General features: G+C 71.5%; 18 protein-coding genes. 11 read left to right on the top strand and 7 right to left on the bottom strand.

What is annotated here, in order from left to right:
* Positions 1-103: 103 nt before the first annotated feature.
* The 3 genes from disA to ACWD4G_RS42985 form a co-directional block, all read right to left on the bottom strand.
* Positions 104-1,228: a DNA integrity scanning diadenylate cyclase DisA gene (disA, locus tag ACWD4G_RS42995; RefSeq protein ID WP_451303706.1), complete on the bottom strand. Its 1,125-nt coding sequence runs from the start codon at positions 1,226-1,228 to the stop codon at positions 104-106.
* 81 nt (positions 1,229-1,309) lie between these two features.
* Entirely contained in the window at positions 1,310-2,719 is a 1,410-nt protein-coding gene (radA, locus tag ACWD4G_RS42990) for a DNA repair protein RadA (protein WP_451303704.1), read from the bottom strand.
* 535 nt (positions 2,720-3,254) lie between these two features.
* Complete coding sequence (locus ACWD4G_RS42985; RefSeq protein WP_451303702.1) at positions 3,255-4,673, bottom strand: alpha/beta hydrolase; 1,419 nt, start codon at positions 4,671-4,673, stop codon at positions 3,255-3,257.
* 234 nt (positions 4,674-4,907) lie between these two features.
* Between ACWD4G_RS42985 and ACWD4G_RS42980 the strand changes: the two genes are divergently transcribed.
* On the top strand, positions 4,908-6,641 hold the full coding sequence (locus ACWD4G_RS42980) for a BACON domain-containing protein (protein WP_451303700.1): 1,734 nt from the start codon (positions 4,908-4,910) through the stop codon (positions 6,639-6,641).
* A gap of 621 nt (positions 6,642-7,262) precedes the next feature.
* Here ACWD4G_RS42980 and ACWD4G_RS42975 read toward each other — a convergent pair.
* A complete protein-coding gene (locus ACWD4G_RS42975; RefSeq protein WP_451303698.1) occupies positions 7,263-8,150 on the bottom strand; it encodes a hypothetical protein in 888 nt (295 codons plus the stop codon).
* 72 nt (positions 8,151-8,222) lie between these two features.
* On the opposite strand from ACWD4G_RS42975, the gene ACWD4G_RS42970 reads away from it, so the two are divergent.
* The 4 genes from ACWD4G_RS42970 (at position 8,223) to ilvD (ending at position 12,937) form a co-directional block, all read left to right on the top strand.
* Positions 8,223-9,155, top strand: coding sequence for a Ppx/GppA phosphatase family protein (locus ACWD4G_RS42970; protein ID WP_451303697.1), 933 nt, complete (start codon positions 8,223-8,225; stop codon positions 9,153-9,155).
* 261 nt (positions 9,156-9,416) lie between these two features.
* Positions 9,417-10,238 carry a sugar phosphate isomerase/epimerase family protein gene (locus ACWD4G_RS42965; RefSeq protein ID WP_451303695.1) on the top strand — a complete coding sequence of 274 codons (822 nt, stop codon included), beginning with the start codon at positions 9,417-9,419 and terminating at the stop codon, positions 10,236-10,238.
* Positions 10,235-10,867 (top strand): TetR/AcrR family transcriptional regulator, encoded by a 633-nt coding sequence (locus ACWD4G_RS42960; RefSeq protein ID WP_451303693.1) that lies wholly within the window; start codon positions 10,235-10,237, stop codon positions 10,865-10,867. Before ACWD4G_RS42965 ends, ACWD4G_RS42960 begins: the two co-directional genes overlap by 4 nt.
* Before the next feature lie 216 nt (positions 10,868-11,083).
* Entirely contained in the window at positions 11,084-12,937 is a 1,854-nt protein-coding gene (ilvD, locus tag ACWD4G_RS42955) for a dihydroxy-acid dehydratase (protein ID WP_451303691.1), read from the top strand.
* Positions 12,938-13,356: 419 nt separating this feature from the next.
* Here the strand turns inward: ilvD and ACWD4G_RS42950 are convergent, their stop codons facing one another.
* Positions 13,357-15,822, bottom strand: a complete 2,466-nt coding sequence (locus ACWD4G_RS42950) for a serine/threonine-protein kinase (protein WP_451303689.1) — start codon at positions 15,820-15,822, stop codon at positions 13,357-13,359.
* Between the two features lie 250 nt (positions 15,823-16,072).
* Here ACWD4G_RS42950 and ACWD4G_RS42945 point away from each other — a divergent pair, with 250 nt between their 5' ends.
* The 3 genes from ACWD4G_RS42945 (at position 16,073) to ACWD4G_RS42935 (ending at position 18,082) form a co-directional block, all read left to right on the top strand.
* Positions 16,073-16,423, top strand: a complete 351-nt coding sequence (locus ACWD4G_RS42945) for an SH3 domain-containing protein (protein ID WP_451303687.1) — start codon at positions 16,073-16,075, stop codon at positions 16,421-16,423.
* A 218-nt stretch (positions 16,424-16,641) separates the two neighbouring features.
* Positions 16,642-17,193, top strand: coding sequence for an EamA/RhaT family transporter (locus ACWD4G_RS42940; RefSeq protein ID WP_451303685.1), 552 nt, complete (start codon positions 16,642-16,644; stop codon positions 17,191-17,193).
* A gap of 106 nt (positions 17,194-17,299) precedes the next feature.
* The gene (locus ACWD4G_RS42935; RefSeq protein WP_451303683.1) at positions 17,300-18,082 is read left to right on the top strand and encodes a class I SAM-dependent methyltransferase; all 783 of its coding nucleotides are present in this window, start codon (positions 17,300-17,302) and stop codon (positions 18,080-18,082) included.
* Here ACWD4G_RS42935 and ACWD4G_RS42930 read toward each other — a convergent pair.
* The gene (locus ACWD4G_RS42930) at positions 18,046-19,689 is read right to left on the bottom strand and encodes a SulP family inorganic anion transporter (protein ID WP_451303681.1); all 1,644 of its coding nucleotides are present in this window, start codon (positions 19,687-19,689) and stop codon (positions 18,046-18,048) included. The two genes, ACWD4G_RS42935 and ACWD4G_RS42930, sit on opposite strands and share 37 nt — an antisense overlap.
* Positions 19,690-20,068: 379 nt before the next feature.
* Between ACWD4G_RS42930 and ACWD4G_RS42925 the strand changes: the two genes are divergently transcribed.
* The 3 genes from ACWD4G_RS42925 to proC all read left to right on the top strand — a co-directional run bounded on the left by ACWD4G_RS42925 (position 20,069) and on the right by proC (position 22,611).
* Entirely contained in the window at positions 20,069-20,863 is a 795-nt protein-coding gene (locus ACWD4G_RS42925) for an ABC transporter ATP-binding protein (RefSeq protein ID WP_451303679.1), read from the top strand.
* Positions 20,860-21,672 carry an ABC transporter permease gene (locus tag ACWD4G_RS42920; RefSeq protein ID WP_451303677.1) on the top strand — a complete coding sequence of 271 codons (813 nt, stop codon included), beginning with the start codon at positions 20,860-20,862 and terminating at the stop codon, positions 21,670-21,672. Before ACWD4G_RS42925 ends, ACWD4G_RS42920 begins: the two co-directional genes overlap by 4 nt.
* Positions 21,673-21,798: 126 nt before the next feature.
* On the top strand, positions 21,799-22,611 hold the full coding sequence (gene proC, locus ACWD4G_RS42915) for a pyrroline-5-carboxylate reductase (protein ID WP_451303675.1): 813 nt from the start codon (positions 21,799-21,801) through the stop codon (positions 22,609-22,611).
* Between the two features lie 76 nt (positions 22,612-22,687).
* Here proC and trpS read toward each other — a convergent pair whose 3' ends face one another.
* Positions 22,688-23,683 carry a tryptophan--tRNA ligase gene (trpS, locus tag ACWD4G_RS42910; RefSeq protein ID WP_451303673.1) on the bottom strand — a complete coding sequence of 332 codons (996 nt, stop codon included), beginning with the start codon at positions 23,681-23,683 and terminating at the stop codon, positions 22,688-22,690.
* Positions 23,684-24,269: the final 586 nt, after the last annotated feature.

The following is a 24,269-nucleotide window of genomic DNA, read 5'->3' as shown; positions in this document are numbered from 1 at the left end:
GAGTGCGTAGCTGCGGCTTGGTGCGGGTGCAGTTGCGGGTGTGCTCGGGTGCGGGTGTAGCTGTGGGTGGGTGCGTTGTGGTTGTACGTGCTGGCCTCGGAGGCTAGACGTACCGCTCCAGGATCGAGGACTCCGCCAAGCGGGACAGGCCCTCCCTGACGCTCCTCGCTCGGGCCTCGCCCACTCCGTCCACCGTCTGCAGGTCGTCGACGCTCGCGGCCAGCAGCTTCTGGAGACCGCCGAAGTGTTCCACCAGGCGGTCGATGATCGCGCCCGGGAGGCGGGGGACCTTGGCCAGGAGGCGGAAGCCCCGGGGGGAGACCGCGGAGTCCATGCCCTCGGGGGAGCCCGTGTAGCCGAGGGCGCGGGCGACCGTGGGGAGTTCCAGGAGTTCCGCGTGGGTGAGGGCGTCCAGTTCGGAGAGGGCCTCGTCGACCGTGCGGCTGCGTTTGGCGGTCGGTTCCGGGACGTAGTCGCGGACCACCAGTTCGCGTTCCGGTTCGACGCCCGCGATCAACTCGTCGAGCTGGAGGGCCAGGAGGCGGCCGTCGGTGCCCAGTTCGACCACGTACTCGGCGATTTCGGTGGCGATACGGCGGACCATTTCGAGGCGCTGGGCCACCGCGGAGACGTCCCGGACCGTGACCAGGTCCTCGATCTCCAAGGCGGAGAGGGTGCCCGCGACCTCGTCCAGGCGGAGCTTGTAGCGCTCCAGCGTGGCGAGGGCCTGGTTGGCGCGGGAGAGGATCGCCGCCGAGTCCTCCAGTACGCGGCGCTGGCCGTCGACGTACAACGCGATCAGGCGCATCGACTGGGAGACCGAGACCACCGGGAAACCGACCTGTTTGCTTACGCGGTCGGCGGTGCGGTGGCGGGTGCCCGTCTCCTCCGTGGGGATCGTCGGGTCGGGGACCAGCTGGACCCCCGCGCGCAGGATCTTCGACATGTCCGAGGAGATGACGATGCCGCCGTCCAGCTTGCACAGCTCACGCAGCCGCGTCGCCGAGAACTCGACATCCAGGACGAAACCGCCCGTACACATCGTCTCGACGGTCTTGTCCGAGCCGAGGACGATCAGGCCGCCGGTGTTGCCGCGGAGCACCCGCTCCAGGCCGTCACGCATCGGGGTGCCCGGTGCCACGGCGCTCAGCGAGGCGCGCATCAGGCCATCGGTACCGGCACTCCCACCGGACTTTCCGGGAGCTGCTGCCCGGTCGTTGGCTGCCACTGCACTCCTCCGGTCGCAGGTTCTGGGGCGCTCCCGCTTCGCACATGTCGTTCGTACGGACGGGCGAGACCTGGGCAAAGTCTACCGGCGGTCCTCCTCGTCCCGTGGGGCCTCTCGTCGACGCGATCGGGGCAGCACCCGCAGAGCGTCCCCCATGTCGGCGACTTCCAGGACCTTCATCCCCGGAGGGATCTTGCCGGGATCGGCCGGAACAAGGGCGTGCGTGAAGCCGAGTCGGTGCGCCTCGGCGAGCCGGCGCTGGACGCCGGTGACCCTTCTGACCTCGCCCGCGAGGCCGACCTCGCCTATGGCCACCAGGTTCTTGGGCAGGGGGGTGTCGCTGGCCGCCGACGCCAGGGCGAGGGCGATCGCGAGGTCGGCGGCCGGTTCGGAGAGTTTTACGCCGCCGACCGTTGCTGAGTAGATGTCCCTTTTGCCGAGTGCGCTGATGCGGCCGCGTTGTTCCAGGACCGCGAGCATCATCGAGACGCGGGAGGTCTCCAGGCCGGACGTCGTACGGCGGGGGGAGGGGAGCTGCGAGTCGACTGTGAGGGACTGCACTTCGGCGACCAGGGGGCGGCGGCCCTCCAGGGTGACGGTCAGGCAGGTGCCCGGGACCGGTTCGTCGCGGCGGGTCAGGAAGAGGCCGCTCGGGTCGGCGAGGCCGGTGATGCCCTCGTCGTGCAGCTCGAAGCAGCCGACCTCGTCCGTGGCGCCGTAGCGGTTCTTGACGCCCCGGACCAGGCGGAGGCGGGCGTGGCGGTCTCCCTCGAAGTGCAGCACGACGTCCACGAGGTGTTCGAGGAGGCGGGGGCCCGCGATCGCGCCGTCCTTGGTGACGTGGCCCACGAGGAGGGTGGCCATGCCGCGCTCCTTGGACGCGCGGATGAGGGCGCCGGCGACCTCGCGGACCTGGGCCATGCCGCCGGGGGCGCCGTCGATCTCGGGGGAGGCGACCGTCTGGACCGAGTCGAGGATCAGGAGGGAGGGCTTGACCTCGTCCAAGTGGCCGAGGACCGCGGAGAGGTCCGTTTCGGCGGCGAGGTAGAGGTGGTCGTGGAGGGCGTCGATGCGGTCTGCTCGGAGGCGGACCTGGCTGGCCGACTCCTCGCCGGTGACGTAGAGGGTGGGGTGCTCGGCACTCGCCGACTTGGCGGCCACGTCAAGGAGGAGGGTGGACTTGCCCACGCCGGGTTCGCCGGCGAGGAGGACGACCGCGCCGGGGACTATGCCGCCGCCGAGGACTCTGTCCAATTCGGGGACGCCGGTGGTGCGGGCGGTGGCCTGGCGGCCGTCGACCTGGGCGATGGGGACGGCGGAGGTGGTGACTCGGCCGGGGGTGGTGGTGCGGACCGCGGGGGTGCCGTACTCCTCGACCGTGCCCCAGGCTTGGCACTCGGGGCAGCGGCCGAGCCACTTCGCCGTCTGCCAGCCGCATTCCGTGCAGCGGTAGGACGGGCGGTCCTTGGTGGATTTGGTACGGGCAGCCATGGGGGGAACGCTATCCGAACCCACTGACAGTGGTCGGTGGTCGGGCTATTCGCGATTGGGTGCGTGGGTGGGGCGGGGCCGGGCCGGTGTGTCAGTCCGTCGCAGGCGGACGTACTGCTCGGGGTTGGGATGGCGTGAACTTTGCTGAGCCGGCTGTACGCGACGGACATAGGACACACCGGCCCGGCCCCTTCCGTCCGTACGCGGCTAACCCGCCGTCTCGCCAGCTGTCCCAGCTGCGGGCAGGCGTGGCGCTGGGCGGCGCCCACCCGGCAGTCGTCGTAGCTGCGGGCAGGCGTGCCGCCCGGCGGTTGCCCACCCCGCCGTACCCAGCTGCGGGCAGTCGTGCCGCTGGGGCGATGGGGGTACCGCCCGCGGTGGGGGCCCCTCCCGCTCGAACGAAGCTGAGAGTGGGGGAGAAGCCGAGCGTGGGGGAGGGTGGGCGCAGCGGCACCCTGTCAGCGCCGGCAAGCGCGGCCCCGGCCCGGCCCATCCCCGCGCCGGGTGCCCGGTGGCCCCGAGTGGCCCGGTTCCGCTACGGCCGTCGTCCGAGCGTCAGGTCAGCGACGCGGTACGGGACGTACGCCGCCCCGTCGAGGTTCAGCGCGGTCGCTGCCTGCTGGAGGGCGCCCGGGCTCGCGGCGGTGCCCCAACGGCCGGTGTCCAGGCGGTGTTCCACGGCGTGGAGCGCCGCCACGGTCTCGGCGGTGGTGAAGGTGCAGTGGCCCTGGCGTTCCACGTACGCCTGGCGCAGGAGGGGCGCGTCCCCGGCCGCCCTGACGCGTGACGCGAGACGGGATTCGTGTTCCGCCGGGACCAGGTTGTCGGCGGTGGTGTGGATGTCGAGGAGCGGGACGGCCAGGTTCTGGCCGGCGGAGGAGGTGCGTTCGGCGGTGGCGACCGCGGCGGGGTCCGCGGTGATGGTGGCGCCGGAGTTCAGCGTGCGCAGGTCGGCGTGGAGGTCGAGGCCCGCTTCGCGGTACATGGCCCTGACCAGCGGCGCGTGCTGGGACTTCGCCAGCACGCGCGCGTAGTCGAGACCCTTGTTCCAGGAGTTGTTGCCGCCGAGGGCGTTCTCGATGTGGAACCGGCCGCCTTCCACGAAGCTGAGGATGCCCTGCGCGAACCAGTCGTACTGCTGGGCCTGTTGCTCCGCCCAGTCGTCCGCGGCGGGCCGGGGCTTGCCGGGGGACCAGGCCGGGAGATTGAGATAGGCGGCGGCCAGGGCGATACGGGCGCGGCCCTCGGGGGTCCGCTGGGCGGCGGTGACGGCGTCGGTGAGCTGCTTGGCGGTGGCGGCGGCCTCGGCCTGGGAGGCGAAGTTCACCAGCTTGACGTCCGTGGCGGGGAGGAGGAGGCGGGCGATCGTGTACTCGGCGTCGAGTTGGTAGTTCTCCAGGTCGTTCGCCCCGGCCACCAGGCCGCACAGGCCCAGGGCGCCGTCGATGCCGCCGGCGCCGGAACGGGCCAACTGGGCGTTGACGAGGCCGCCCATGGACTGGCCGATGGAGAGGGTGCGGGTGGGTTCGCCGATCTTGTCGGTGACCGCCTCGATGGTGGCCACCTGGTCGCGGTGCGCGCTCTCCAGGGCCCAGAGCGTCCTGCTGGTGTCGAACGAGGAACCCGTCAGCGCGTAGCCCTCCTCAAGGAGGCGCAGTCGTACGGCTTCGGAGGGGGCGTTCCGGGCTTCGGTGACGCCGAATCCATGGCTGAAGACGATCAGCGTGCCGTTCCAGTCCTCGGGGACGTCCGCGATCCAGGTCGCGCCGTCGGGGAGGGTGCCGCTGAGTCGTTCGACGGAGGACTGCGCGGCGGTGGCCGCCGTCGGGGCGGTGGCCGCGGGTGAGGCCGAGGCGCCGGTCAGGGAGAGGACGACGGCCGCGGCCAGGGCGGCGAGGGTGCGAGCCGTGCGGCGGGGGGCCGGAGCCGTCGAGCGGGGGGTCCTTGAGGCCATGGTGGGTGGGGCTCCTGTCTACGCGCGGGTGGGGGACGGTGACACGTGGTAACCCGGGGCCTCAGGGAATGTAGGGCGAAATTGTTGTGAGGGTCAAGGAAGTGCACAACATTAGGGCAGGGGTGTGGCGGAATCAGTGATTCCTGTCCCCTTATGAGGGATCGTTTCACCCGTACGGAGTAAATGTGCTGAACGGGCGAGAAGCTGCCGCTTCTGGGCGCCTACCGTCCACGAGTGATGAGCATCAGTCCGGAGACCTCGACCCGCTCCACCGGCGCACACCGGGCGCACCGCGAGGCGCGCGACCGGGCCGCCGCGCGCGCGGTGGCGCAGCGCCCGCCCGCGCGCTACGAGCCCTACCTGGACGGCCTGTTCACCTACTGCCTGTCCGTGCTGTGCGACCACGACACCGCGATCGCGGCCCTGGGGGATGTCCTCGCCCTCGCCGAACGCCGCCGGGGGCCCGACGCCCCGGACGCCCGCCGCGCCTGGCTCTACGCCCTCGCCCGCTGGGCCTGTCTGCGCAAGCTCGCCGAGTCCCGGCAGCGGCAGCAAGGGCAGGGCCGAGGCCGAGGGCAGGCGCCCGGACCGGCGCAGGCGCAGGGTGCGCACGCCGGCGCTAGGTGGGCGCCGCGCGGCGGTGCCTCCAAGGCGGCCGTCGGCCTCTGCGAGGACGAAGAGCGGCAGCGGCGGCGGGAGTTGGCCGCGCTGGCCTGGCCCGAGGCCGCCGGGACCACCCCCGAGCAGCGTGAGGCGCTCGAACTGGCCGTACGGCATCAACTGGCCGCCCAGGAGGTCGCCGACGTCCTCAGCATGGACCTCGCCTCCGCGCGCGAACTGCTCTCCTCCGCCGCCTGCGAGGTGGAGCGCACCCGGGCCGCCCTCGCCGTCATGGCGACCGGCGCCTGCCCGAGCATCGCCCGCCTCACCGGCGACCACCAGCTCGTCCTCACCGCCACCCTCCGCCGCGAACTCGTCCGGCACGTCGACGACTGCCCCCTGTGCCGACGCGCCGCCGAGCGCGCCGTACCGGGTCACTGGCCCGGCACCAGCGTCACGCCCGCCGCGCTGCCCGTGCTGGAGGCGCCGCGCGCGGCCCTGTGCGCGGCGATGGGGCACCTCACACGCGCGCGTGCCCCCCGTTTCGACCGGCGCGGCTTCCCGATGGACCCCAGGGACCGCGCCGCCCGCCGGGATCGGCTACGCGCGCGTGCCGTCACCACGACCGTCGTCGCCACCGTCGTCGCCGCCCCCGTCCTCGCCCTCTGGGCCGCCTACCGGAGCGCGCCCTTCACCGGCGAGGGCGTCGACGGCCGTCCGGTCACCGCCGGGGAGGAACACGGCGACGGCACCGTCGGCGACGGCAGCGGCGACGCCTACGAGAACGCCGGCAGCGCCAGGGCCGAGCCCGGAGCCCGGCACGGCAAGGGCAAGCGGGGCGCCAAGGACGACGTCGCCGTGGAGGTCAGCCCCGGCCGACACCACGGCGGCCTCACCGTCACGGCCGAGAGCAGCGGTGACATCACCCTCATCACCCTCAAGGCCACCGGCGACGCACCCGTCCGCTGGTCCGCCCGCACCGGCGACCACTGGCTCGACCTCAGCCGCTCCTCGGGAACCCTGGCGCCCGGCGAGTCGTTCACGATCAAGGTGTACGTGGACCATCTGACCGAGCCCACCGGTCACTGGACCGCCACGGTGTCGCTCGCCCCCTCGGGCGCCGTCGTCACCATCGAGGGCCAGGGCCCACCCGCGCCCACACACCCGGAAGACCCCCGCCCGACCCCACCCCTGCCGAACCCGGACCCGCCGAGGCCCACATCACCCCCGGACCCCGGCCCGGAGCCCACCCCCACCACCCCGCCCCAGCCCGACCCGACCCCCACACCCACCCAACAGCCCCCCACGGACCCGCCGCCCCCGACCCCCACCCCGACGGACGGCAGCGGCTCGCCTCCGGCGCCGTAGCCGAGCAGATGGGAGGCGGGGAGCCGAGGGAGGCGGCTGAAGGGGCTGAGGGGGACTGAGGGACTGAGGAGGCCTACCGAGCGGCGGGCCGCCGGATGGCTGATGGGGCGGCCAGCGGACGGGGGCGCGGCCGTAGGCCGGCCCGCGCGGCAGGAGCGGGAATCCGTCGCTCGGCCCCCGGCCAGCCGGAGAGCCTGTCGCCCGGCTCACCCGGCCGACCACAGAACCCCGTCGGTCAGTCGGCCTGTCAGCCGGAGAGCCCGTCGATCGGCCCGCCGGGCGAGCCACAGAGCCCGTCAATCGGCTCGCCCGGCCGACCGGAGAAACCAGTCGCCCGGCTTGCCCAGCCGACTGCAGAAGCCCGTCGGTCAGTCGGCCTGTCAGCCGGAGAGCCCGTCGATCGGTCCGCCGGGCGAGCCACAGAGCCCGTCGATTGGCTCGCCCGGCCGACCGGAGAAACCAGTCGATCGGCCCACCCAGCCGACCGGAGAAGCCCGTCGATCGGCCCGCCCGGCCGACCGGAGAAACCCGCCCGTCAGTCGGCCCACCAGCCCACCAGCCCACACAGCCAGCCGGAGAAACCCTTGGGCGGAGTCGGCCCGTCGGCCGGAGGAGTCCTCGTCAGCGCGCGGTTTCTGCCCGCTCCACCGGGTCCGCCGGATGCGGTGCCACCAGCGGCAGTCGCGAAGCCAGCCGCTCCTCGCACAGCTCCGCCAGGCGGTCGTAGCCGGCCTTGCCCATCAGCTCGGTCAACTCCGGGCGGTACGACACGTACACCGGCTCGCCCGCGCCGTGCGCCGAGGTCGCCGATGTGCACCACCAGTGGAGGTCGTGGCCGCCGGGCCCCCAGCCGCGGCGGTCGTACTCACCGATCGAGACCTGGAGGACCCGGGTGTCGTCGGGCCGGTCGATCCAGTCGTACGTGCGTCGCACCGGCAGCTGCCAGCAGACGTCCGGCTTGGTCTCCAGCGGCTCGCGCCCCTCCCGCAGCGCGAGGATGTGCAGCGAGCAGCCCGCGCCCCCGGCGAACCCGGGGCGGTTCTGGAAGATGCACGACCCCTTGTACGGGCGGGTCTGGCGCTCCCCGTCCTCGTCCTTCGAGACCCAGCCCGACTCCATGCCCACGTCATGGAACTGCCAGATCTCCGGAGTGAGCCTCGCCACATGGTCGGCCACCCGCTTCTCGTCGTCCTCGTCCGAGAAGTGCGCGCCCAGGGTGCAGCAGCCGTCGTCCGCGCGGCCCGCCTGGATGCCCTGGCAGCCGCTGCCGAAGACACAGTTCCAACGCGAGGTCAGCCAGGTCAGATCGCAGCGGAAGACCTGCTCGTCGTCCGCCGGATCAGGGAACTCCACCCACGCGCGGGCGAAATCGAGCCCCTTCTCGTCGGGCTCGACGGTGATCTTCTTCTGCTTCGGAGGCTTGGCCTGCGCCTTCGCCCGCGAAGAACCGGCGGCCCGCACGGAATCCGCTGCCGACTTGTCGCCCTTTGCCTTTTTCGTCTTTGGCACGCGTCCAGGGTACGGCGCCGAGAAGCGCACGGAGGACGGTGCACGGCCTCGCTGGCAGTAGCGTTTCCGTCCATGAGACTCGGTGTCCTCGACGTGGGATCGAACACGGTGCATCTGCTGGTGGTGGACGCACACCCCGGCGCGCGCCCCCTGCCCGCGCACTCGCACAAGGTGGAACTGCGCCTTGCCCAACTTCTCGACGACGCCGGGGCGATCGATCCCAAAGGTGTCGAGAAACTCATAGGCGTCGTCCACGAGGCCCTTCAGGCCGCCGAGGACAAGGGCGTGGAGGAGATGGTCCCGTTCGCCACCTCCGCGGTGCGCGAGGCCAGCAACGCCGACGAGGTCCTCACCCGCGTGAAGGCCGAGACCGGCGTCGAGCTCCAGGTCCTCACCGGCGAGGAGGAGGCCCGGCTGACCTTCCTCGCCGTCCGCCGCTGGTTCGGCTGGTCGGCGGGCAAACTGCTCGTCCTCGACATCGGCGGCGGCTCCCTGGAGATCGCGTACGGCATGGACGAGGAGCCCGACACGGCCGTGTCGCTGCCGCTCGGCGCCGGCCGTCTCACCGCCGGCTGGCTGCCCGGCGACCCGCCCACCCCCGACGACATCCGCGCCCTGCGCCGCCATGTCCGCGCCCAGATCGCCCGTACCGTCGGGGAGTTCAGCCGTTTCGGCGCCCCCGACCATGTGGTCGCCACGTCCAAGACGTTCAAGCAGCTCGCCCGCATCGGCGGCGCCGCCCGCTCCACCGAGGGCCTCTACGTCCAGCGCGACCTCAAGCGCGAGGCCCTCGAAACCTGGGTCCCCCGCCTCGCCACGATGACCGCCGCCCAACGGGCCGACCTCCCCGGCGTCTCCGAGGGCCGCGCGAACCAGCTGCTGGCCGGCGCGCTGGTGGCGGAGGGCGCGATGGATCTGTTCGAGGTGGAGACACTGGAGATCTGCCCGTGGGCGCTGCGGGAGGGTGTGATCCTGCGGCGCTTGGATCACATGGGGACGGCGTAGGGGTTCAGGGAAGGGGCGCGTAGTCGTCTGCGGGTGGGTGGGGGGCTGGTCGCGCCCTAAAAGACACGGTCCCTGCGGGCCGAAGAGCAAGGGGCGCAGCCCCTGCTTTTCAGGGGCGCGGGGAACTGCGCGAGCAACCACACACAACCCGCACTCGCCCCCATTGAGCAACCCCCACGGCGCGCAGGCGAGCGCCACCCCACACCCCCGCCCAACCCCCTGACCCCGGCCCCCACCGCGAAACCCCTTAGGCTGTCCTGCGTGGCAGACCCCGTACGAATCCCGGATGCGAAGGTCGCGCTGTCCACGGCCTCCGTGTACCCGGAGTCGACGGCGACGGCCTTCGAGATCGCCGCGCGCCTCGGCTACGACGGCGTCGAGGTGATGGTCTGGACGGACCCGGTCAGCCAGGACCTGGAAGCCCTGCGCAGGCTGTCCGACTATCACCAGATCCCGATCCTCGCGGTCCACGCCCCCTGCCTCCTGATCACCCAGCGCGTCTGGTCCACCGACCCCTGGGTCAAACTCCAGCGCGCCCGGACGGCGGCCGAGAAGCTCGGGGCGACCACGGTCGTCGTCCACCCCCCGTTCCGCTGGCAGCGCCAGTACGCGCGGGACTTCGTCACCGGTATCTGGCGGATGGCGAACGAGACGGACGTACGGTTCGCCGTCGAGAACATGTACCCCTGGCGCTACCGCGACCGCGAGATGCTGGCGTACGCCCCCGACTGGGACGTCACCAAGGACGACTACCGGCACTTCACGATCGACCTCAGCCATGCCGCGACCTCCCGCACGGACGCCCTGGAGATGGTCGACCGCATGGGCGACCGCCTCGGCCATGTCCACCTCGCCGACGGCAAGGGCTCGGCCAAGGACGAGCACCTCGTCCCCGGCCGCGGCACCCAACCCTGCGCCGAGCTGCTGGAACGTCTCGCCCTGACCGGTTTCGACGGCCATGTCGTGATCGAGGTCAACACCCGTCGCGCCATGTCCACCGCCGAGCGCGAGGCCGACCTGGCGGAGGCCCTGGCCTTCACCCGGCTGCACCTGGCCTCGGCCATGAAGGTGCCGAGGCCATGACCGGGCCCGGCTCCGGTGCCGCCGCCCCGCGCCGCCGGGGACGGCCCTCTCGTACGGAGTCGGCCGACGCCCCCGCCGCGCGGGACCGTATCCTCGCCGCCGCCCGGGAGGAGTTCTCCGAGCGGGGCTACGACAAGACGTCCATGCGTGGGATCGCCAAGGCCGCCGGGGTGGACTCGGCGCTCGTGCACCACTACTTCGGCACCAAGGACCAGATGTTCGAGGCGGCGGTGGAGGTCGCCTTCTCGCCGGTGCTCAGTGTCAGGGACACCGTCATCGAGGGCCCGCTCGACCATGTGGGCGAGCGACTGACCCGTACGATCTTCGGCTTCTGGGAGAATCCGACCACCCGCAAGCCGCTCCTGGCCATCGTCCGCTCGGCCGTCAACCACGACGCCGCGGCCGCCGTCTTCCGCCGTATGGTCGCCACACAGCTGCTTTACCGGATCGCCCGCCGCCTGGATCTGCCGGACGCGGAACTGCGGGCCGAGCTTGCGGCGGCGCAGCTGGTGGGGGTGGCGATGCTCAGATACGTGATCAAGGTCGAGCCCTTGGCGTCGGCCGACCCCGAGCAGATCATCAGGAGGGTCGCGCCGGTGGTGCAGGCCCACCTGACGGCGCCCCTTTAGGGGACCTGGGGTTGTATCGATGTGCGGCTCCCAGGGGACGCGGGGCCGTATCGATGTGCGGCTCCGCCGCGTGGGCGCGACAAGCCCCCACCGGCCCGCAGCCGAAAGCGAGACACACATCCCGCATTCCGGACACCCGGTCCACCCCCTGGATGACCGGCGTACGCTCGACTCTGTCAGAACTCTCTGATCGCAGTCTCTGAAGGAGCGAGCGCGATGCCCGAGCTGAGGTCCCGCACAGTCACCCACGGCCGCAACATGGCGGGCGCCCGCGCCCTTATGCGCGCCTCCGGTGTACCGGGCGCGGACATCGGCCGCAAGCCGATCATCGCGGTCGCGAACAGCTTCACCGAGTTCGTGCCGGGCCACACCCACCTCCAGCCGGTGGGCCGGATCGTCAGCGACGCGATCCGTGAAGCGGGCGGCATCCCGCGCGAGTTCAACACCATCGCGGTCGACGACGGCATCGCGATGGGGCACGGCGGCATGCTGTACTCGCTCCCGTCCCGCGACCTGATCGCGGACTCGGTCGAATACATGGTCGAGGCCCACTGTGCCGACGCCCTGATCTGCATCTCCAACTGCGACAAGATCACCCCGGGCATGCTGAACGCGGCCCTGCGCCTCAACATCCCGACCGTCTTCGTCTCCGGCGGCCCCATGGAGTCCGGCCGGGCCACGCTGGTCGACGGCACCGTCCGCACCCTCGACCTGGTCGACGCGATGTCCGAGGCCGTGAACGAGAAGATCTCGGACGACGACATCCTCCGTATCGAGGAGAACGCCTGTCCGACCTGCGGCTCCTGCTCCGGCATGTTCACCGCCAACTCGATGAACTGCCTGACCGAGGCCATCGGCCTCTCCCTCCCGGGCAACGGCTCGGTCCTGGCCACGCACACCGCGCGTAAACAGCTGTACATCGACGCGGCCAACACCGTCATGGACATCACCCGCCGCTACTACGAGCAGGACGACGAGACGGTTCTGCCGCGCTCCATCGCCTCGTTCGCGGCCTTCGAGAACGCCATGGCCCTCGACATCGCCATGGGCGGCTCCACCAACACGATCCTGCATCTGCTGGCCGCCGCCCAGGAGGCGGGCGTCCCCTTCGGCCTGGCCGAGATCGACGCGGTCTCGCGCCGGGTGCCGTGTCTGTCGAAGGTCGCCCCGAACGTCGCCAAGAACCGCACGTACTACATGGAGGACGTGCACCGCGCCGGCGGCATCCCGGCCCTGCTGGGCGAACTGCACCGCGCGGGCCTGCTCAACGAGGACGTCTACTCCGTGCACAGCCCCTCCCTCGCCGACTGGCTGAAGACCTGGGACGTGCGCGGCGGCTCCCCGTCCCCCGAGGCGGTCGAGCTGTGGCACGCGGCCCCCGGCTGCGTCCGCTCCGCCGAGGCCTTCTCCACCTCCGAGCGCTGGGACACCCTGGACGAGGACGCCGAGGGCGGCTGCATCCGCTCCGCCGAGCACGCGTACTCCAAGGACGGCGGCCTGGCCGTCCTCAAGGGCAACCTCGCCGTCGACGGCTGTGTCGTGAAGACGGCCGGCGTGGACGAGTCGATCTGGACGTTCGAGGGCCCGGCGGTCGTCTGCGAGTCGCAGGAGGAGGCCGTCCAGAAGATCCTGCTGAAGGAGATCAAGGAGGGCGACGTCGTCGTCATCCGCTACGAGGGCCCCAAGGGCGGCCCCGGTATGCAGGAGATGCTCTACCCGACCTCGTATCTGAAGGGCCGCGGCCTCGGCAAGTCCTGCGCGCTGATCACCGACGGCCGCTTCTCCGGCGGTACGTCCGGCCTGTCCATCGGCCACGCCTCGCCCGAGGCGGCCGCCGGCGGCACGATCGCCCTCGTCGAGAACGGCGACCGCATCCGCATCGACATTCCGAACCGTTCGATCGAGCTGCTGGTCGACGACGCCGAGCTGGCCCGCCGCGAGCAGGCCCTGAACGGCGTCTACGCCCCCAAGAACCGCGAGCGCAAGGTCTCCGCCGCGCTCAAGGCCTACGCCGCGATGGCGACCAGCGCCGACAAGGGCGCGGTGCGCGATGTGACGAAGCTGGGCTGAGCCGGCCGGTATCTGGCGGGGTGACCCGGCAGTAGCCGGGGGCTCGACGGGGGTTGGGGCGGTCGGCGTTCGGCTGGCCGCCTGGCGGCTTCGGCGGGGCGTCCGGCGGATTCGGTGGGCGCCCGGCGGCCGGCTGGGCCCCTGGCGGATTCGGTGGGGCGTCCGGCGGGTGGATGGACGCCTGGCGGTCCGGCTGGGCCGTCCGGTTGGATTGGGCGTCTGGCGGTGGGGCCGGCGCCCGGCGGCGGATCGGTCGCCGGTAGCTCGGCAGGACGGCCGGCGCCCGGACGGCGTTCATCCCCGCCGGTGACGTCACATGGTCGTGCGAGGGTCGCTCCCCCAAGGGTCTTACCGGGCTTGCAGGTCTTACGGGTCTCACGGGGGTGCGGCCCTCGGCCTGTTCCGCCGCCCGGTTCCGGTCACCAACCTCCCGGATCGGCGCCGTCCACACCGAAGACCGTCCCGTCCGGCGCGGCCGAGCAGATCCGTCCGTCGATGACGACCGGCTCGGGCAGCGCGGCGGCGACCCGGTCGGCGTCACCGAGCCGCAGCGGAGTCTCCCCGCTGACGTCGCCCTTGCGCACGTCCAGGGCGAACAACCGTCCGTCGGCCGCCGTGAAGTACACATGCCGCTCGTCCGCGACCGGCGCCGAACCCCGCGCCACCCCGGTCTCGGCCCGCCACAACTGCTTGCGCGCCCCCATGTCCACGGCCGTCAGCGAACCACCGGCGCCCAGCAGATACACGAGGTCGCCCCGCACACCCGCACTCGCCTGCTCGACCCGCACCGGCAACGTGAACCGCTCGGTCCGCTCGGTGTCGGGGTCGTAGCGGACCAGGCCCGTCGTGTCCCCGTAGACGTCACCGATCGCGGCGAGGACGAGGACGCCGTCGTCGACCCCGACCGGCTTCAGATAGCCCTCCGGCTCGGCACTCCACCGCACCTCACCGGTCCCGGGGTCCACCGCGGTGATCCGCGTCCGCGCCCCCGCCGCCGCAGGATCGTCGGGCGTGCTCACCGCGTACGCCAGGCCGTCCCCCGCGAACGAGGAGAAGAACACCTGCCCGTGCCCCGGAATCCTCCGGCTCCACAGCGTGTCACCGGTGGCCCCGTCCAACCCGGTGACCGTCCCGTCGGCGGAGGTCAGCAACAGCACCTCGCCCGCGTACCGCTTGCTGCCGTACGCGGTCAGGTCCTGTTCCCATCGGACCTTGCCGGTGGCCGGGTCGAGGGCCTGAAGCCGCCGCTCCCCGTCCGTCAGGACGTGCACCAGGCCGCCCGCCACGACAGGAGGGTCACTCGGCCCGGTCACGCCCTCCTGCGCGAAGGTGTGCCGCCACAGTACGGTCCCGTCCGCCGGGTCCAAGGCCGAAACCAGCCCCGCCTGCTCACACAGCAGCTTCCCCGCCCCGTACGCACACTGCGGCATTCCGCGCTTCTTCGCCGCCGGCTTGGTCGCCCAGGGCTCCAGCGCGGGTGCGACGACCGCGGCCCCGGTGGACCGGGGCGTGGCCCCGCCACCGGCCAAGTCGCCACCACCGCCGACCCACCGCACCGACCCGAACACCCCACCGGCGACCAGCACGAGCGAGGTCGCCGCGAACACGGCTCGCTTCCGCGCCCGAACACCACTCCGGCCACCGCCCTCGGCCCCATCCGCCCCGTCGCCCGCCCGGTCCCGCGCCCCGGCCCGGCCTCCGCGCGGTCGGCCGCCAGACCCGTCGACACCACCGAGGGCCCCACGACGGCCACCGGCCCCGCCCGCGCTCGCATCGCCACCGGCGCCTACGCCCGCGCCCGCCCTGTCACTGTCACTGTCACCGGCGTACGCCCCTGCCCCCGACCCCTCGACGACGGCCTCCGTCGCAGCCCCGCCCCAACTGTCCCCCCAGCCCTTGGCCCCGCCCCTCCCCGCCCCCGGCCACCCACGTGAACCCGCCCCCGCCGACCCGTCCGCGCCCTCCCGGCCGCCCGCACGCTCCCCACTCCCCGCGCCCTCGGGACCCTCGCCCCCCTCGCCGCTCCCCGCCGCCGTGAACGTCTGGGTGTCGTACGAGGCCGAAACGGCCCTGAGCTGCTGCATCAACTGGTCGGCGGTGGGCCGGTCCTCGGGCTCCTTGGCGAGGCAGGCGCGAACGAGGGGCGCGAGGCTGTCCGGTACGTCGGTGAGGTCGGGCTCGTCATGGACGACCTGGTAGGCGACGACATACGGGCTGTCGGAGTCGAAGGGGCCGCGCCCGGTGGCCGCGTGCACGGTCACCGAGCCGAGCGCGAAGATGTCGGCGGCGGGCCCGACCTCACGGGGCCGCCGGAACTGCTCGGGCGCCATGAACGGGGGAGTGCCTATCAACTTCCCCGTCTCCGTGCGCAGTTCGCTGTCCTTGGGCCGCGAGATGCCGAAGTCGATGACCTTGGGCCCGTCCTCGGCGAGAAGGACGTTGCTCGGCTTGAGATCCCGGTGCACGACACCCGCCCGATGGATGTCCCGCAGGGCCTCCGCGAGCCCCGCCATCAGCCGACGCAACTGCCCGGGTGCCATCGGCCCGTTCCGCTTGACGTGCTCGGCGAGGGTGGGACCGGGGATGAAGAGGGTGGCCATCCAGGGCCGCGCACTGTCGGTGTCGGCATCGACGACGGGCGCGGTGAATGCCCCGCTGACCCGCCGAGCCGCGGCCACCTCCTGCCGGAACCGCCCCCTGAACTCGGGGTCCTTGGCGAAATCCGCGTGCACCACCTTCACCGCGAGCCGCAACCCCGAGGTCGAGGTGGCCAGATGCACGACCCCCATGCCGCCCGAGCCCAGACAGGCCTCCAGCCGGTACTGACCGGCATATTCCGGAGGTTCCGCTTCCGTCCCCGGCCGGGTGCCCCGCTGCGCTGCCATGGGGTCCACCTCCGTGCTGTTCGGGCCGGTCGAGCGACGCAGGGAGCCTAGTCGATGCCACCTACGGGCCAGAGGCGGCGTGCCAGCCACCATGTGCGAAGAACGTACAGGTGTGCGTGGCTTGATAGGTGGGTATCAACGGCATCCCATGGCAATCAGGGGACTGTCATGGGTCTCGTACGCACACGCGATCACGCTTTCACAGCCGCCGACTCCATGACTCGGCGGTCTCAACGGGGGGAGAACCACCATGTCCATCAACCCTGCCATCGACGACGTCACGGGCGACGGCGAGCAGCCCCAGACGGCCACGGCGTCGACGACGGCCGCGTCCGCCTCGGTCACCGCAGCCGTCCGCTACTACTCGATAGCCCCGGGCGTCCGCCTCAACGTCCGCAGCGGTCCCAGCACCAGCTACGGCGTCGTCCGCGTCCTCCCCGAGGGCGCCGAGGTCCCGATCTACTGCCAGACCCCCGGCCAGACCATCTCCGGCCCCTACGGCACCACCAATGTCTGGGACAACATCGCCGACGGCCAGTACATCTCCGACGCCTACGTCTACACCGGCAGCGACGGCTACGTGACCGGCCGCTGCGGCTGACCGCGACCCCACCTCGGCGAGACCGCGGGCACGACCTCGGCGAAGCCGCGGGCACGACCTCGGCGGAGGCGCGGGCACGACCTCGGCGGAGGCGCGGACAAGCCCGCGGTGAAGCCGTACGGCTGCGGTGAAGCCGTAGGACCACGGCGAAGGGTGGCGGCAGGCACGGGACGCCTGCCGCCCTCGGCCGTTCCCACCCCCGCCGCCATAATCGAACCGTGAGCGAGAGCGACAACGTCAAGCAGACCGGCACCGGGGCGCCCCCCAAGGGCAAGCACACCACCGCGGAAACCACCGCGACCACCCCCAAGGGCCCCGCCCCCGAACCCATCCGCTTCTTCGGCACGACCTGGCTGCACCACGACGGCACCTACAAGTCCCGCCGCGCCACCGTCTCCGCCGGCTCGCTGGCCGCCCTGATCGCTTCCTGTCTGCTCCTCCGCCTCGCTTACGAGGGCCTCCAACTCGCGGCCGTCGGCGGCTTCGTCAGCGTCATGGTCCTCGTCATGTTCGCCATCTGCAGCGCCCTCGCCTTCGGCCACACCTGGGGCACCTACACCACCCGCCCCGACCCGGCCCGCCAGTCCTCCCTACGGGGCCTCCTCACCATCGGCTTCCTGGGCGCCCTGGCCGCCTATTTCCTCCGCTCCCTCAAGGAGGCCCCGGGCGAGTCCCTGCTCCGCGACGAGTACGAGACGGCCCGCACCCAGTACGCGAAGCGCACCGCCAAGCGCACGGGCAACCCGGCCAAACGCCGCCGCAACACCTAGCCGAGCCCCGCCCCCTACGGGACACCCCCTTCTTGACGGGGGGACGTCCCCTCCTTACGGGACCGCCCTCTTACGGGCCGCGCCCCCACCACGCCACCATGGCCCCATGGCCGCCCTGAACCCCGCCCACACCGCGCGCGCCCACTCCTTCAACGCGATCGCCGCCGAGTACGCCGCCGTCCGTCCTTCCTATCCCCCCTCCCTCTTCGACACCATCGACTCCCTGGCGACCCGCCCCTTGTCCGGCTCGGTCACCGTCGACGTGGGCGCGGGCACCGGCATCTCCACCGCCCTCCTCCACTCGCGCGGCGCCCATGTCACAGCCGTCGAACCCGGCGCCGGCATGGCCGCCCAACTCCGCCGCGGCCACCCCCACATCCCCCTGGTCCGGGGCGACGGCAACGCCCTCCCTTTTGCCACGGCCTCCCTCGACTTCCTCACCTACGCCCAGTCCTGGCACTGGACCGACCCCACCCGCTCGGTCCCGGAAGCCCTCCGCGTACTGCGCCCCGGCGGAGCCCTGGCCCTGTGGTGGAACACCGGCGCCCTCGACGTCCCCTGGATCGCCGACGCCGCCGTCCGCATCCAGAACTTCTTCGGCCTCGACCCCCACAGCCCCGTCGACAAGAGCGGCACCGGCGCCCCCGCCGCACTCACCGACACGGCCGGCCAACTGGACTTCACTCGCCGCCGCATCCGCTGGAGCCGCACGGTCTCCCTGGACACCCACCTGGCCAACATCGCCAGCCACTCGGGCTTCCTGGTCCTGGACGAGAAGACCAAGGCACGGTTCTTCACCGAGGAACGAGCCCACCTCCACGACCGCTTCCCTGACGAAACCATCGAGGAGACCTACGACGTGGATCTACTCCTGGCCATCCGCCCCTGACCCCCGACCCCCGCGTCCCCGCCTCCGTCCCCTTCCTCCCTGGGCTCCCGCTCTCTCCCGGACCCCCGCAACTCCCCGAACCCCGGCTCTTCCCCGGACCTGCGCAACTCCCCGAACCCCGCCCCTTCCCCCGGCCCCCGCAACTCCCCGGACACCCCGGGCTCCCCGAAAAGCCCCCGGCCCTCTCCGAGCCCCTCGGCCCCCCGAGCCCCCCGCCCCCGTCCCTCCTCCCACGCCCTCAAAGCCGCCGCACACGCATGGTCCAGGTGCCGCAACCCACCCAACTCCAGCCGCACCTCCCGATCCCGAGGCACCTCCTCCAACGCGTCCAGCAACACGGGCAACCGCAGAAACGTGGCATGCCCCACCACCCGCACCACGACCCCCGCATCGCCCCGGTCCTCGGTCTCCACATGGACATGGCTGATGTCCCACGCGGTCTTGGCCACCGCCACAGCCAGCCCGACCAGCACACCCTCGAACAGATTCCAGGCCACGATCGCCAGCGCCGTCACCCCGAGCACCACCACCTCCCCGCGATGCCGCCCCCGCCACAACACCCCCAACTCCCGCACGGGCACGAGCTTGCAGCCCGCGTACACGAGCAGCCCGGCCAGGGCGGCGACGGGCATCACCCCGAGCACCCCGGGCAGCACGGCCGCGAACACCAGCAGCCACACCCCGTGCAGCACCCGCGAGGCCTTGGTCCGTGCCCCGGCTCTGACGTTCGCCGCGCTCCGTACGATCACCGCGGTCATCGGCAACGCGCCCAGCACCCCGCACACGACATTCCCGGTGCCCTGCGCGACCAGTTCACGGTCGTAGTCGGTGCGCGCTCCGTCATGCAGCTGATCCACGGCCGCCGCGCTGAACAACGACTCGGCGGAGGCGATCAACGCCAGTGCGAGGACGGTCCCCAGCACCCCCACCTCCGCGAGCAGCCTCAACTCCTCGACCGACGGCACCCGCACGGCCTCCAGCAACCCCTGCACCTCGACCCGCCGCACCTCCAGGTCGAACACCCCGGTCACCAGGGCCGCACCCCCGACGGCCACCAACGGCCCCGGCAGAAACCGCGCCCCCCGCCGCCAGCGCGGCCACACCACCAGTACGGCCACGACACCGACCCCGATCGCGAGGGCGACGGGCTCGACGGCACCGGGCAACGCCCCCAGCCCCGCGAACTTCTCCAGGCCGCCCCCACCGGGCGCGACGGCATCGCCCAGGGCGTACACCTGCCCCGCCACCAGCACCAGCCCGATCCCGGCGAGCATCCCCTGCACCACGGCCACGGACACCGCCCGGAACCACCGCCCGAGCCGTAACAACCCCAGCCCGACCTGCACCACCCCGGCGCCGAGCACCAGCACCCCGAGCGCCGACAACCCATGCGCTCTCACGGCCTCGTACACCAACACGGTCAGCCCGGCCGCCGGCCCGCTCACCTGCAGACTGCTCCCGGGCAACACCCCGACGACGAGCCCGCCCACGATCCCGGTGACCAGCCCCAACTCCACGGGCACCCCGGAGGCCACGGCGACGCCGACGCACAACGGCAGCGCCACGAGGAACACCACGAGCGAGGCGCCGACCTCGCCACGCCACACGGCCCGCACCGACGGCCGAGGCGGTAGGCGAAGCCAAGGTCGCTCCAGAAATGCCCCTGAGCCATTACGCACGAGAAGCCACCCCTCCAGCCGCTCACGAGAAAACACAACGGAAGATCGCCACACCGGGCGACAGCGAAGAGACGCGACAGTGGCCACGCTCCGCAATCAATTGTCACCCAAAGTGAGCACCGATCGCACCCCCTTTCCCTGCTCACTCACGGACGGCGGAAGCGTGCACCCCCGGAATCCCGTCCTCCGATCACCCCGGAGTGCGCCTGCGCCCCTCCTCACTCCCCACGCAACACCGCCGCCGCGTCCACGCCCTCCCGCCCCTCCTCCCTTGACGCCCCGCCCGCACGAGAGCAGTATTCATCACATGATGAATTTCTCTCGCGGGGAACCGCCACCCCCCGCCATCCAGGCCCAGGGCCTCACTGTCACCCGAGGCCCCCGCACGGTCCTGCGCGACCTCGACTTCGCCGTCGCCCAAGGCCAGATCACCGGCCTCCTGGGCCCCTCCGGCTGCGGAAAATCAACCCTGATGCGCTCGATCGTCGGCACCCAGGCCAAAGCCACCGGCACCCTGACGGTCCTCGACCACCCGGCAGGCGCCCCCACACTCCGCTCCCGCATCGGCTACGTCACCCAGGCCCCGTCCGTCTACGACGACCTGACGGTTCACCAGAACCTCGCCTACTTCGCGGCGATCCTCGACCCCGGGCGCGGCTCAGCCGAACGCCGCCACCACAACGTCACCCGGGCCATCGCCGACGTCGACCTCACCACCCACACCGACGCCCTCGCCGGCAACCTCTCCGGCGGCCAACGCAGCCGCGTCTCCCTGGCCGTGGCCCTCCTCGGCACCCCCGAACTCCTGGTACTCGACGAGCCCACGGTCGGCCTCGACCCCGTCCTCCGCCGTGACCTCTGGGACCTCTTCCACACCATCGCCGCCGAACGCCGGGCCACCCTGCTCATCTCGTCCCACGTCATGGACGAGGCCGAGCGCTGCCACCGCCTCCTGCTGATGCGCGAGGGCGAGATCCTCGCCGACGACACCCCCGAAGCCCTCCGCGCCCGCACCCACTCGGAAACCGTCGAAGCGGCCTTCCTCCACCTCGTGGACGAGGCCACCGCGACCGCCGCACACCACAAGGAGCCGGCGCGATGACCACGACGAACACACAGACGAACGGCCCCGCGAACGCGCCCGCCCCCTCCAGGCCCGCCCGCCCGAGCGCGCTCACCTACTCCCGCACGACGGCCACCGCGGCCCGAGTCCTCCGCCAACTCGGCCACGACCCCCGCACGATCGCCCTGCTCATCCTCATCCCCTGTGTGATGCTCTTCCTGCTCCGCTACGTCTTCGACGCGAACCCACGCGTCTTCGACTCCATCGGCGCCTCACTCCTCGGCATCTTCCCGCTGATCACCATGTTCCTGGTGACCTCGATCGCGACCCTGCGCGAACGCACCTCCGGCACCCTGGAACGACTCCTCGCCATGCCCCTCGGCAAGGGCGACCTCATCGCGGGCTACGCCCTGGCCTTCGGCACCCTGGCGATCATCCAGTCCGCCCTCGCCACGGGCCTGGCCGTCTGGTTCCTCGACCTGGACGTCACCGGCTCACCCTGGCTCCTCCTGGTCGTCGCCCTCCTCGACGCCCTCCTCGGCACCGCCCTCGGCCTCTTCGTCTCGGCCTTCGCCTCCTCCGAGTACCAGGCCGTCCAGTTCATGCCGGCCGTGATCTTCCCCCAACTCCTCCTCTGCGGCCTCTTCACCCCCCGTCCCGACATGCACCCCGCTCTCGAAGCCATCTCCAACGCCCTGCCCATGTCCTACGCGGTCGACGGAATGAACGAGGTCCTCCACCACACGGAGATGACCACCAACTTCGTACGAGACGTCCTCGTCGTCGCCGGCTGCGCCCTGCTGGTCCTGACCCTGGGAGCGGCAACCCTGAGGCGCCGAACCACATAACGGACCCACCGCGCGGCCCCGCGCACAGCCCCATCCCACGTCCCGCCCACCGGACACGAACCCCGCAGCCCCACCCCCAGTGCGAGGATGGCCCCAGAACGACGCACCCCGGAGGGCACCCGCACCATGACCCAGAAAGTCGCAGTTCTCGGCACCGGAAAGATCGGCGAGGCCCTGCTCAGCGGCATGATCCGAGCCGGCTGGGCCCCCGCGGACCTCCTGGTCACGACCCGCCGCCCCGAACGCGCCGAGGAACTCCGAACCCGCTACGGCGTCACACCCGTCACCAACGCGGAGGCCGCGAAGACGGCCGACACCCTGATCCTCACGGTCAAGCCGCAGGACATGGGCACCCTGCTCGACGAACTCGCCCCGCACGTCCCCGCCGACCGCCTGGTCATCAGCGGCGCGGCGGGCATCCCCACCTCCTTCTTCGAGGAGCGCCTGGCCACGGGCACCCCCGTCGTCCGTGTCATGACGAACACCCCCGCCCTCGTCGACGAGGCCATGTCCGTCATCTCCGCCGGCAGCCACGCCAGCCAGGCCGACCTCGCGCACGCCGAGGAGATCTTCGGCGCCGTCGGCAAGACTCTCCGCGTCCCCGAGTCCCAGCAGGACGCCTGCACCGCCCTCTCCGGCTCGGGCCCGGCGTACTTCTTCTACCTGGTCGAAGCCATGACCGACGCCGGCATCCTCCTCGGCCTGCCCCGCGACAAGGCCCACGACCTCATCGTCCAGTCCGCCATCGGCGCGGCCACGATGCTCCGCGACAGCGGCGAACACCCCGTCAAGCTCCGCGAGAACGTCACCTCTCCCGCGGGCACGACGATCAGTGCGATCCGCGAACTGGAGAACCACGGGGTGCGCGCCGCGCTCATCGCCGCGCTGGAGGCCGCCCGAAACCGAAGCCGCGAGCTGGCCTCCGGCAACAACAGCTGAGCCACGCGCACAGCGCCGGGACCGAGCCCGCCCCACGGCTCCCGGCGCTGCGGCGATGAGCCGTCACAGCACGCGGTTACGCCGGTAGCAGGCCGATCGCCCGATACGCCGCGTCCACCCTCGGCCGGGCCATCTCTCTCGCCTTCTCCGCGCCCAACCGCAACACCCCCTCCACATAGGCGGGATCAGCACACAGCTCCTTGTGCCTCTCCTGTACGGGCTTGAGGACTTCGACCACGGCCTCCGCGGTGTCCTTCTTCAGGGCGCCGTACGACTCGTAAACGCCGCCCAGGTCTTCGGGGTTCCCACCCTCACAGGCGGCGAGGATCTCCAGCAGATTCGCGAGCCCCGGGCGCTCCTCCCGGTCGTAGACGACCTCCCGCCCACTGTCGGTCACGGCCCGCATGATCTTCTTCCGCACGACATCCGGCTCATCCAGCAGATAGACGATCCCCGGCCCCACGTCGTCCGTCTTCCCCATCTTCGACGTCGGCTCCTGCAGATTCATCACCCGAGCCGCGACCTTGGGATGCGTGGCCCGCGGCACCACGAACGTATGCCCGTACCGCTGGTTGAACCGCACCGCCAGATCCCGCGCCAGCTCGACGTGCTGCGTCTGATCGTCCCCCACAGGCACCTCGTCAGTTCCGTACGCGAGGATGTCGGCCGCCATCAGCACGGGATACGTCAGCAACGACAGCCGGACACTCCCACCCCGTTCCCGCTCCCGCGCGGCCTTCTCCTTGTACTGGATCATCCGCCGCATCTCGCCGTCGGTGGCCACGCACTCCAGCAGATACGACAACCGCGCGTGCTCATCCACATGACTCTGTACGAACACGGTGCACAGCTCCGGATTCAGCCCCGACGCCAGCAGTAACGTCGTCGCCTGCCGACTGAGCCTGCGCACCCGGGCCGGATCGTGGTCCACGGTCAGCGCGTGCAGATCGACGACGCAGAGCAGCGCGTCCGTCCGATGCTGATCGACCTCGGCCCACCGCCGTACGGCCCCCAGGTAGTTCCCCAGCGTCAGATGCCCCGTCGGCTTGACCCCGCTGAAGACCCGCGTCATCTCTCATCCTCTCGGTCAGGACCGCCGCCATCGGCCGGCCGACTCTCTGGAGAGAGATACGAGAACGGCCGCCGAAACGGCGGCCGTCGTATGCATACGTGAGTCCGGCCGCCGTCAGGCGGCCCACCACAGTTGGTGACACGTACGCGTAGTCATGTACGTCAGGCTACGCCTCCGGGGGGCCGTCCGGCAGCGAGTTGACACAGCCCGAGCCGATCCGTAGTGTTCTCCGAGTTGTCCGACGTGAGCGCCGACCCTCGGTCGGTCCCCGGGCAGCCATTCCGCAGGTAATCACCAACAATCGACGATCCCTCGTCGTGTCCTTGGCATGCTTATTTGCGAAATGAGGAATCCACGTTCGAAAGGGCGTCGCCCCCGATTAGCTCGGGAGCCGGGAATCCGCTAAAGTCTCACTCGTCGGAACGGCCCAACAACCGTGAAGACAGTCCCCGCTGACCGGGAATCAGGCCCGAAAGGATCTGATAGAGTCAGAACCGCCGGAAAGGGAAACGCGAAAGCGGAAACCTGGAAAGCACCGAGGAAATCGGATCGGAAAACGATCTGATAGAGTCGGAAACGCAAGACA

The sequence above is a fragment of the Streptomyces sp. NPDC002643 genome, from assembly GCF_053592555.1.
This window is presented reverse-complemented; position numbering and strand designations above follow the sequence as displayed.

Coding starts and splice junctions, on each gene's coding strand:
- ACWD4G_RS42985 (WP_451303702.1), bottom strand. CDS start 4,673: ATGGCCTCAAGGACCCCCCGCTCGACGGCTCCGGCCCCCCGCCGCACG.
- proC (WP_451303675.1), top strand. CDS start 21,799: ATGACCCAGAAAGTCGCAGTTCTCGGCACCGGAAAGATCGGCGAGGCC.
- ACWD4G_RS42970 (WP_451303697.1), top strand. CDS start 8,223: ATGAGACTCGGTGTCCTCGACGTGGGATCGAACACGGTGCATCTGCTG.
- trpS (WP_451303673.1), bottom strand. CDS start 23,683: ATGACGCGGGTCTTCAGCGGGGTCAAGCCGACGGGGCATCTGACGCTG.
- ACWD4G_RS42920 (WP_451303677.1), top strand. CDS start 20,860: ATGACCACGACGAACACACAGACGAACGGCCCCGCGAACGCGCCCGCC.
- ACWD4G_RS42945 (WP_451303687.1), top strand. CDS start 16,073: ATGTCCATCAACCCTGCCATCGACGACGTCACGGGCGACGGCGAGCAG.
- ACWD4G_RS42950 (WP_451303689.1), bottom strand. CDS start 15,822: ATGGCAGCGCAGCGGGGCACCCGGCCGGGGACGGAAGCGGAACCTCCG.
- ACWD4G_RS42935 (WP_451303683.1), top strand. CDS start 17,300: ATGGCCGCCCTGAACCCCGCCCACACCGCGCGCGCCCACTCCTTCAAC.
- ACWD4G_RS42925 (WP_451303679.1), top strand. CDS start 20,069: ATGATGAATTTCTCTCGCGGGGAACCGCCACCCCCCGCCATCCAGGCC.
- ACWD4G_RS42960 (WP_451303693.1), top strand. CDS start 10,235: ATGACCGGGCCCGGCTCCGGTGCCGCCGCCCCGCGCCGCCGGGGACGG.
- radA (WP_451303704.1), bottom strand. CDS start 2,719: ATGGCTGCCCGTACCAAATCCACCAAGGACCGCCCGTCCTACCGCTGC.
- ilvD (WP_451303691.1), top strand. CDS start 11,084: ATGCCCGAGCTGAGGTCCCGCACAGTCACCCACGGCCGCAACATGGCG.